10 protein-coding genes are annotated in these 9206 nt (G+C 72.5%); 8 read left to right on the top strand and 2 right to left on the bottom strand.

Features of this window, described 5'->3' with window-relative positions:
• From FIF60_RS21030 to moaB, 3 genes are all read left to right on the top strand, one after another.
• A partial coding sequence (locus tag FIF60_RS21030) for a uracil-DNA glycosylase (RefSeq protein WP_144300251.1) occupies nucleotides 1–711 on the top strand: 711 nt, incomplete at its 5' end.
• Between the two features lie 310 nt (nucleotides 712–1021).
• Complete coding sequence (locus tag FIF60_RS21025; protein WP_158639337.1) at nucleotides 1022–2674, top strand: transglycosylase SLT domain-containing protein; 1653 nt, start codon at nucleotides 1022–1024, stop codon at nucleotides 2672–2674.
• Nucleotides 2675–2731: 57 nt separating this feature from the next.
• Nucleotides 2732–3280, top strand: coding sequence for a molybdenum cofactor biosynthesis protein B (gene moaB / locus FIF60_RS21020; RefSeq protein ID WP_144300249.1), 549 nt, complete (start codon nucleotides 2732–2734; stop codon nucleotides 3278–3280).
• A gap of 22 nt (nucleotides 3281–3302) precedes the next feature.
• Here moaB and FIF60_RS21015 read toward each other — a convergent pair whose 3' ends face one another.
• Nucleotides 3303–3992: a glycosyltransferase gene (locus FIF60_RS21015; protein ID WP_144300248.1), complete on the bottom strand. Its 690-nt coding sequence runs from the start codon at nucleotides 3990–3992 to the stop codon at nucleotides 3303–3305.
• 156 nt (nucleotides 3993–4148) lie between these two features.
• Between FIF60_RS21015 and FIF60_RS21010 the strand changes: the two genes are divergently transcribed.
• The 4 genes from FIF60_RS21010 to FIF60_RS20995 all read left to right on the top strand — a co-directional run bounded on the left by FIF60_RS21010 (nucleotide 4149) and on the right by FIF60_RS20995 (nucleotide 7905).
• Nucleotides 4149–5321 (top strand): PA0069 family radical SAM protein, encoded by a 1173-nt coding sequence (locus tag FIF60_RS21010; protein WP_144300247.1) that lies wholly within the window; start codon nucleotides 4149–4151, stop codon nucleotides 5319–5321.
• Nucleotides 5322–5369: 48 nt separating this feature from the next.
• Nucleotides 5370–6089, top strand: coding sequence for a tellurite resistance TerB family protein (locus FIF60_RS21005; RefSeq protein WP_144300246.1), 720 nt, complete (start codon nucleotides 5370–5372; stop codon nucleotides 6087–6089).
• Nucleotides 6090–6091: 2 nt separating this feature from the next.
• Nucleotides 6092–6757 carry a ribonuclease HII gene (locus FIF60_RS21000; protein ID WP_408869881.1) on the top strand — a complete coding sequence of 222 codons (666 nt, stop codon included), beginning with the start codon at nucleotides 6092–6094 and terminating at the stop codon, nucleotides 6755–6757.
• 65 nt (nucleotides 6758–6822) lie between these two features.
• Nucleotides 6823–7905: a site-specific DNA-methyltransferase gene (locus FIF60_RS20995; RefSeq protein ID WP_144300244.1), complete on the top strand. Its 1083-nt coding sequence runs from the start codon at nucleotides 6823–6825 to the stop codon at nucleotides 7903–7905.
• On the opposite strand, the gene FIF60_RS20990 is transcribed toward FIF60_RS20995, so the two are convergent.
• Complete coding sequence (locus FIF60_RS20990; RefSeq protein ID WP_204251272.1) at nucleotides 7839–8981, bottom strand: A/G-specific adenine glycosylase; 1143 nt, start codon at nucleotides 8979–8981, stop codon at nucleotides 7839–7841. The two genes, FIF60_RS20995 and FIF60_RS20990, sit on opposite strands and share 67 nt — an antisense overlap.
• A gap of 33 nt (nucleotides 8982–9014) precedes the next feature.
• On the opposite strand from FIF60_RS20990, the gene FIF60_RS20985 reads away from it, so the two are divergent.
• The coding region (locus tag FIF60_RS20985; RefSeq protein WP_144300242.1) for a DciA family protein at nucleotides 9015–9206 on the top strand (192 nt) is incomplete at its 3' end.

Here is a 9206-nt window from a genome sequence, read left to right as displayed (position 1 = left end):
GCCGACGCGCCCCCCCCGCGCGCAGCGTCCCGCACGCTCGCGCCGCAGGCCCCTGCTCCCGCCGTGCCGCGCCAGGCAACCCCCGCGGGCCCCTCGGCGGAGGCGGAAGCGCTCGCCGCGGCGGCAAGCGACCTCCCCGCCCTGCGTGCAGCGATCGCCGGATTCTCAGGCCTCGCGCTGCGCGAGACCGCGACCAACCTCGTCTTCGCCGACGGCAACCCGGAAGCCCCGCTGATGCTGATCGGCGAGGCGCCAGGCGCGGAGGAGGATCGCGAGGGCAAGCCCTTCGTCGGCGCCTCGGGGCGGCTACTCGACCGCATGCTCGCCTCGATCGGGCTCGACCGGCACGGTACCGGGGACGGATCGTTCTACATCACCAACATCGTCACCTGGCGGCCGCCTGGGAACCGCAACCCGACCGACAGCGAGATCGCGCTGTCGCTTCCCTTCATCCGAAGGCATGTCGCACTCGTACGGCCGAGGCTCGTTCTGCTTCTCGGGGCCGTGGCCGTGCGGTCGCTGACCGGCGCGCGGGAGGGCATCACCCGGCTGCGCGGGCGGTGGATGACGCTCGAGGTGGAGGGGATGGAGGTTCCGGCGCTGGCGACGCTCCACCCGGCCTACCTGCTCCGCAACCCTGGCGCGAAAAAGGATGCGTGGTCTGATCTTCTCGCGCTGCGGCAGCGGCTCGACGATATGCGGCAGCATTAAGGCACGCCAGAAAAGCCCCGGAACCTGCTGGCGGCACTAGACCCGTCTCCAGGGTTGAGAATTGTCTCGCACATTGGCATTGCGCAACCGGTTACCCGTCGGTTAACCGCGACGGACCATGCGAAGCAAAACGGGGGCATGGGCTCGCACTGTATCCACCGCGGGCCTGATCTGGATTTCATCATGTTTTCCCGCCCTGGCCGAAGCGGCCAGCCGGGACGACACATCGGAAGGGGCCGGGGGCTGGACTGAGCTTGCCCTCTCGGTACCCAGGCCACCGCCTCGAGGCGGTGCCATCGGCATACCTCAGGTGCTGCTGCCCTCCGATGCCGCGCTCTATCGCCGCATCTTCCAGCTCCAGGCGCGCGGCAACATCGCCGAGGCCGCCGCAGAGACCGAACGGCTGACGGACACGCTGCTGGTCGGGCACATCCTCGCGGACCGTCTGCTCGGCCCCCACACCCGCGCCACCGTGCCCGAGCTCACCGACTGGCTTGACCGCTTCGCGGACGAGCCCGATGCGGCCCAGATCCACAGGCTTCTGCTCGCCCGCCTGCCGCGTGGCGCCAGGCGCCCTCCCGCGCCCGAAGGCACGACGCTTCCCGCGGCAGACATGATCGACGACGAGGAGCGTTTTGTCGTCCTGCCGCCGGGCGCGCGCAACCCGGGCCTCGCGCGCACGGTTTCCTCTAACATCGGGCTCGAGGATTTCGACGCGGCGGAGAAGGCGATCGCCACGGCACGGGACGTCGATCCCGCGCAGGCGGGGCTCCTCCGCGCCCAGATCGCCCGCGGCCTGTTCCTGCGCAACCGCGACGCCGAGGCGCTTGCCGCGGCCAATGCCGGCATCCGCCGCGGCGGCGCGGAGGTCGGCGAGCTTCACTGGATCGCGGGGCTTTCGGCGTGGCGTCTCGGCCGGCACGACGCCGCACGGCGGCATTTCGAGGCGACGGCGCGCGCGCCGGTCGCGACCTCCGCGCGCCGTGCCGCCGGCGCCTATTGGGCCGCCCGGGCTGCCCTGCGCACGCGCGACCACCGTGCCTACATCCCGTGGCTGACCGAGGCAGCGCGCGACCAGAGGAGCCTCTACGGCCTGCTCGCGCGCCGCAATCTCGGCCTCTCCGGCGGCTTCGCCTGGGAGCGCGACGTGCTCGGCGAGGCCGAGGCGGCGCTCCTCGTTTCCCACCCCGCTGGCCTGCGTGCCCTCGCGCTGCTCCAGGTCGGGCAGCGCGCGCGGGCGGAGAGCGAGTTCGTCGCGATGGGCGAGGCGGCCGCGTCGGACCCGTCGCTTGCCCGCGCCATGCTCGTCGTCGCGAGCCAGGCCGGCATGTCGGACACGGCGATGCGGCTCGCGACATTGGCCGAAAGCGGCGACGGGCGGCCGCGCGACTATGCCCGCTTCCCCGTGCCCCGCTGGGCCCCCTCCGGCGGCTATCGGATCGACCCCGCTCTTCTGCTCGCGCTCGCCCGGCTCGAGAGCAATTTCGAGCCAGGCGCGGTGAGCCCGGCCGGCGCGCGCGGCATCATGCAGATCATGCCGGTGACGGCGAGCTACGTGACCGGCCAGCGCTCGCTCGCCGGGCGCGACCGCCACAGGCTGCACGAGCCGGAGTTCAACCTCGAGGTCGGCCAGCGCTATGTCGAGTATCTCGCCCGCCACCCGGTGGTGGAGGGCGACCTGATCAGCCTGATCGCCTCCTACAACGCAGGGCCGGGCAATTTCGGCCGCTGGGCGCCGAACGTGGTGCACCGCAACGACCCGCTTCTCTTCCTCGAGGCGATCCCGGTCCATGAGACGCGGCGGCATGTCCAGGCGGTGCTGACTTATTCCTGGATCTACGCGAGCCGTCTCGGGCGGAGCGCGGCCTCGCTCGATGCGCTCGCGGCAGGCCGCTGGCCGCGCTATGTTGACGCCGACGGCGGCTCGCTTCCGGGAGCGGAAGCCTCCGCCCGGCAGCGCTGAGGCGCACGCCGCGACACCACGACAGGGCAACAGGGACAGGGCAACAGGGACAGGCCGATGGCAGGCATCGACGAGACGCGGCGTTTCCTTCCCGTGAACATCGCCGTGCTCACCATCTCCGACACCCGCACGCTCGCGACCGACAAGTCAGGCGACGTGCTCGCCGAACGCATTGCGACGTCAGGCCACAGGCTGGTGGCGCGCGCGATCGTCCGCGACGAGGCCGATGCCATCGCCGCCCAGCTCCGCGACTGGATCGCCGACCCGTCCATCGATTGCGTGCTCACCACGGGCGGCACCGGCATCACCGGGCGCGACGTCACGCCCGAGGCGTTCGACCGGGTTCTCGAGAAGCGCATCGAGGGCTTCGGCGAGCTGTTCCGGATGCTGAGCTACCAAAAGATCGGCACGTCCACGATGCAGTCGCGCGCCATCGGCGGCGTGGCTAAGGGAACCTATCTCTTCGCGCTTCCCGGCAGCCCCGGTGCCTGCCGCGACGGGTGGGACGACATCCTCCGCTTCCAGCTCGACAGCCGCCACCGGCCCTGCAACCTCGTCGAGCTGATGCCGCGGCTCCAGGAACACCTGAAGACAGAGGCCGCCTGAGTCTCCTTCGATCTGGCCCCGCTCAGCCGAGGCGCACGAGCACCCGCGGCGGCACGCCGAGGAACCAGAGCGAGAGCAGCCCGACGTTGCGCACGCTGCGGCGCAGGTAGCCGTCGCGGCGGAACTTCGCCGCTGAGGTGACCGCTTCCGCCGCGATCGGCCGAAGCCGGCGACGGCCGAGGCGGCGGACGAGCGCGACATCCTCCATCATCGGCTCCTCCGGCACGCCGCCGACGCGCCCGAGCAGGCCGCGATGGATGAGCAGCCCCTGGTCGCCATAGGGCAGCCCGAGCCAGCGGCAGCGCCAAGCAACCGCGGTCTCGAGCCGCCGCGCCTCCTTCGCATCGTCATCGAGGCGGAAGCGGAAATAGCCTGCGACACGCGCGGCATCCGGCGCCGCGGCGAAGGCGGTGACGGCGTTCTGCCAGCCAGGCGAGAGCACCGTGTCGGCGTGCAGAAGCAGGACCCATGGCTCGGCGCAGGCAGCGACCCCCATGGCGAGCTGGATGCCCCGCCCCTCCGGCGCGGGCACGACGCGCGCGCCGAGCTCCGCCGCCACCACCGCCGTGCCGTCCGCCGAGCCGCAATCGGCCACGACCACCGTCCGCGGCGCGTCGCCGAGCGAGGCGAGCGTCGCGGGAAGTGTCGCCGCGGCGTTGCGCGCGGGGATCACCACGGCGAGGTCTGGAAATGCGATCGGGCGGGGCTGCATGCGCCGGCGAGAGTGCCGCAGATTCCCGCCGGTTGAGCGAACGCAATGGCGTGAGGCCTCCTCGGGCGACCCGGCTCGCATGCATGTTCCTGTTTTGTTCTTGACCGCACCGCGCCGATGCGCGAGCCTCTGCGAAGCCACTCGGGGAGAGGGACGATGGACGATCAGCATGTCGCGAACGCTCATCACGACGCGCCCGGCGCGGCCTGGGACGATGGCTGGTCCCTGCCCGGCCCGCCTGCCGCGCCGGCCCGCAAGGGCCGTGGCGCGACCCTCTCCCCACCCTGCCGCTTCGACCACCTCGCGGGCGAGCGCGCCGACGATGGCTGGGGCACCCTCGAGGAGGAACTCGCAGAGCCCCCGCGCCTCGAAACGACGCTGACGCGCGATGCGACGCGCAGCATCATCGCCCGCAACGAGAGCCCCGACATCGGCTTCGACCGGTCGATCAACCCCTACAGGGGCTGCGAGCATGGCTGCATCTACTGCTATGCCCGGCCCTCGCACGCCCATCTCGGCCTCTCGCCCGGGCTCGACTTCGAGACCAAGCTCCTGTTCAAGCCCGAGGCGGCGACGCTCCTGGCCCGCGAGCTCTCGCGCCCGGGCTACCGCCCCGCGCCGATCGCGCTCGGCTCGAACACCGACCCCTACCAGCCGGTGGAGCGCCAGCTGAAGCTGACCCGCGCCGTGCTCGAGGTGCTGGCCGAGTTCAACCACCCCTGCACGATCGTCACCAAATCGGCCCTCGTCGCGCGCGACATCGACATCCTCGCGCCGATGGCGGAACGGCGGCTCGTGCGCGTCTGCCTCTCCGTCACCACGCTCGACCGCAGCCTCGCCAACGTCATGGAGCCGCGTGCGGCGACGCCCTCGCGCAGGCTCCAGGCGATCGAGGCGCTCTCGGCCGCGGGCATCCCGACGGCGGTGCTCGCCGCACCGATGATCCCCGGGCTCAACGATGCCGAGATGGAACGGATCCTCGAGGCCGGCGCGCGCGCGGGGGCGACGGCTGCGGGCTACATCCTGCTCAGGCTGCCGCACGAGCTGCGCGAGATGTTCACCGCCTGGCTCGAGGCGCACTACCCGGGCCGGGCTGCGCGCGTTCTCGCCCTGATCCGCCAGACGCGCGCGGGCGCGCTGAACGACGCCCGATTCGGCAGCCGCTTCACCGGAAGCGGCGTCTACGCCGACATGCTGGCACGGCGCTTCGCCGCCTGCACCACGCGCCTCGGCCTGTCGAATCCCTCAGGCGGGCTGGACAGCACCGGCTTCCGCGTGCCGCAGCGCCACGCCGGGAAGGAGGATGCCCGCCAGCTTGCGCTGCTGTGACGGGCAGAAGGCTTGAACTTCCGCGCGCGGCAGGGAAACACTGCGCGCATGATCGACCCGAAGGCTCTTCTCGACCAGTTCCTCGGCGCCGGCGCGGGTGACCGCGCACGCCAGACCCTCGGCCAGGCAGACCGGAAGCTGTCCGGTATGGGCATGCCAGGCGGCCTTGCCGGCGGCGCGGCAGCGGCCGGCATCATCGGCCTCCTGCTCGGGGGCAAGAAGGCGCGGAAGCTCGCCGGTGGCGCGGTCGGCTATGGCGGCGCGGCCGCGCTCGGCGCCCTCGCCTACCGGGCCTGGCAGACCTACCAGGCTGGCAAGCAGGCCCCCGCCTCGCTTCCGCCGCCAACCCAGGCCGAGATGGCCTCGACCGACGCGCGCTTCCTCCCTTCCAGCCTCGCGGCGGATGGAAGACCCTTCGGCATCGCACTCGTCCGCGCCATGGTCGCCGCCGGCAAGGCGGACGGGCATCTCGACGGCACCGAGCAGAAGGCGATCTTCGACGCGGTCGATCGCGCCGGGCTGGACGCCGAGGCGAAGGCCGCGCTGTTCGATGCGATGAACGCTCCGTCCGACCCCGCAGCCATCGCCGCGTTGGCGGCCACGCCCGAACAGGCGGCCGAGCTCTGGCTGACCGCGCGCCTGGCCATCGAGCCCGACCAGCCCTCCGAGCGCGCCTTCCTCGATGCGCTCGGGCAGCGGCTCGGGCTCGACCCGATGCTTCGCACCAATCTCGAGCGCGAGGCCGTCGCCGCCCTCGCCGGCACGTGAGCCTGCCAACCCTCATGCTGGAGACGGCATCGGGGGAAGGCATCGTCGCGGGCATCGACGAGGCAGGCTGCGGCCCCCTCGCCGGCCCGGTGGTCGCCGCGGCCTTCGTGTTCCTCGCTCACCCCGCCGAACCGCTTGCCGAGCTGATCGACGACAGCAAGCGGCTGAGCCCGGAACGGCGTGATGTCGCCTACGCCGCGCTCGTCGATGCGGCCCGGGGCGGCCTCGTCGCCTACGCCGCCGCGGCGGCGAGCGCGGCAGAGATCGGACGGCTGAACATCCGCCGCGCGACGCATCTCGCCATGGCCCGCGCGCTCGCCCGCCTCGCCATCCGCCCAGATCTCGTGCTGGTCGACGGCAACGCCGTGCCGCAGCTTCCCGTGCCGGCCCGCTGCGTCGTGGGCGGTGACCGCACCTGCCTCTCCATCGCCGCGGCCTCGATCATCGCCAAGGTGCTGCGCGACAGGGCGATGCGCCGTCTCGCCTGCCGTCATCCGCACTATGGCTGGGAAGCGAACATGGGCTACCCCACCGCCTCGCACCGCGCGGCGCTGGCCGCCTTCGGGGCAACCCGCCATCATCGGTCGGGGTTCGGGCCGGTCGATCTCGCCCCCGCACCCGCTTCTCCCCCGATCGCCTCCACCGAAAGTCTTGCAAGCGCCGGTTGACGCCCGAGTCGCTGGGGAGCGAGAATCGGCCCCTCGCGCGCTACCGCGCGGACACGCGGGGGCGCATGGGGCGGGAACTCGATCTGCCGCTGGATACGGTGCTGGTCGGAGACTGCATCACGGCGATGGCCGCGATGCCGCCGGCTTCCGTGCACGCCGTCTTCGCCGACCCGCCCTACAACCTGCAGCTCTCCGGCGCGCTGCACCGGCCCGACAACTCCGAGGTCGACGGCGTGGATGCGGAGTGGGACCGCTTCCCGGACCTCGCGGCCTATGACGCCTTCACCCGCGCCTGGCTCACCGAAGCGCGCCGCGTGCTTCGCCGCGACGGCACGCTCTGGGTGATCGGCAGCTACCACAACATCTTCCGCGTGGGTGCGATCCTGCAGGATCTCGGCTTCTGGATTCTCAACGACATCGTCTGGCGCAAGTCGAACCCGATGCCGAACTTCCGCGGCCGCCGCTTCACCAACGCGCACGAGACGCTGATCTGGGCGGCGCGCGGCAAGGAGGCGAAGTATCGTTTCAACTACGAAGCGATGAAGTCGCTGAACGACGAGCTGCAGATGCGCAGCGACTGGACCTTCCCGCTCTGCACCGGGCAGGAGCGGCTGCGGGGCGAGGATGGCGGCAAGCTTCACCCGACGCAGAAGCCCGAGGCGCTTCTCCACCGCGTGATCCTCTCCTGCACCCAGCCGGGCGAGGTTGTGCTCGACCCCTTCTTCGGCACAGGCACGACTGGTGCGGTCGCGAAACGCCTCGGCAGGCGCTACATCGGCATCGAACGCGAGGACCAGTACGCCCACGCCGCGCGGGCGCGCATCGCGGCGGTGGCGCCCGTCGCCGACGAGCGCCTTGCGGCGACGCCTTCGAAGCGCGAGGCCCCGCGCGTCGCCTTCGGCGCGCTCGTCGAGGCCGGGCTGATCGCTCCCGGAACGATGGTGTGGGACCGGGCGCGCCGCCTCTCCGCCACCGTGGCGGCCGACGGCTCCCTCCGTTCCGGCACCGAGCGCGGCTCGATCCACCGCGTCGGTGCGGCGCTGACCAACGCGCCCTCCTGCAACGGCTGGACCTTCTGGCACTACGAGGACCGCGGCCGGCTGCTGCCTCTCGACGTGCTCCGCGCCAGGCTGCGGCCGATCGAGTGATCGGCGAGCGCAAGCCGCGCCGCCTTCGCCATTACAGCCGGAAGCCCCGCACCAAGCACCGCCTCCCGCGGCACGCCCTCGCCCGGCAACGCATCGACGCGGCCTGCGAGCACGGCAAGGTCGAGCGCGAAATGCGTGAAGACGTGGCGCACGAGCCCTGCCTCCCGCCACTCGGCGTTCCCAGGAGCATGGGCGAGAGCGTCGGGGCCCTCCCACGCCGCCCCGCGCCAGGGCGTGCCGGGCAGTTCGAGCATCCCGCCCAGCAGCCCCTCGGGCGGGCGGCGGCGGAGAAGCACATGGCCCGCGCGGTCCTCAAGCCAGAAAACGATGCCGTATCGTTGCGGCTTCGCACGTTTCTCCGCCTTCGCAGGCAGCGTCTCGGCGATGCCTTCGCGCCGTGCAGCGCAGGCTGACACCAGCGGGCAGAGCGCGCAGGCAGGCCGCCGCGGCGTGCACACCGTCGCACCAAGATCGAACAGCGCCTGGGCGAAGTCGCCGGGCCGCGCCCGCGCTGGTTCCTGCGCGCCGAGGCTGCGGGCGAGCTCGGCCAGCCTGCGCTTTGCGCCAGGCAAGGGCTCGCGCACGGCGAAGAGCCGGGCCGTCACCCGCTCGACATTGCCGTCGACCGGCACCGCGGCCTCCCCGAACGCGATGGCGGCGACCGCGGCGGCCGTGTAGCCGCCGATGCCCGGGAGCGCGCGCAGCCCCGCCTCGTCGCGGGGGAAGCCGCCACGCTCGGCCACCGCCTTGGCAGCGGCGTGCAGGTTCCGGGCCCGGGCGTAGTAGCCAAGGCCGGCCCACTCCTTCGCCACCTCCTCCCACGGTGCGGCGGCGAGCGCCTCGACGTTCGGAAAGCGCGCGAGGAAGCTGATGAAGCGCGGCCCGACGGCGGCGACCGTCGTCTGCTGCAGCATCACCTCCGAGAGCCACACGCGGTAGGGATCGGCACGCTCGCCGGGAAGCGCGCGCCAGGGCAGCACGCGGCGATGGCGGTCGTACCAGCCCAGAAGAGCGGCCGCCGCCCCGTCGAGCGCCGCCCCGTCGACCGCCCCCCCGTCGAGTGCCGCCCCGTCCATGCTAATCTCTGCGTCCATGCGCGCAGGGTGGTGATGGACGAGGGACCCGACAAGCAGCACGACAGGCGGGGCGGCGGGCCGGTGGCGCTCGCGAGCCTCGTCGCGGCCGTGACGCGTCCGATGATGCGCGGCCGCCAGGCGACGGTCGCGCGGCTTGCGCTCGACTGGCCGCAGGTCGTCGGGCCCGCCCTCGCCGCCGTCACCGCGCCCGAGCGCCTCGCCGGC

This window comes from Elioraea rosea, from assembly GCF_007644105.1.
In the GTDB taxonomy this organism is placed as follows: Bacteria; Pseudomonadota; Alphaproteobacteria; order Acetobacterales; family Acetobacteraceae; genus Elioraea_A; species Elioraea_A rosea.
This window is presented reverse-complemented; position numbering and strand designations above follow the sequence as displayed.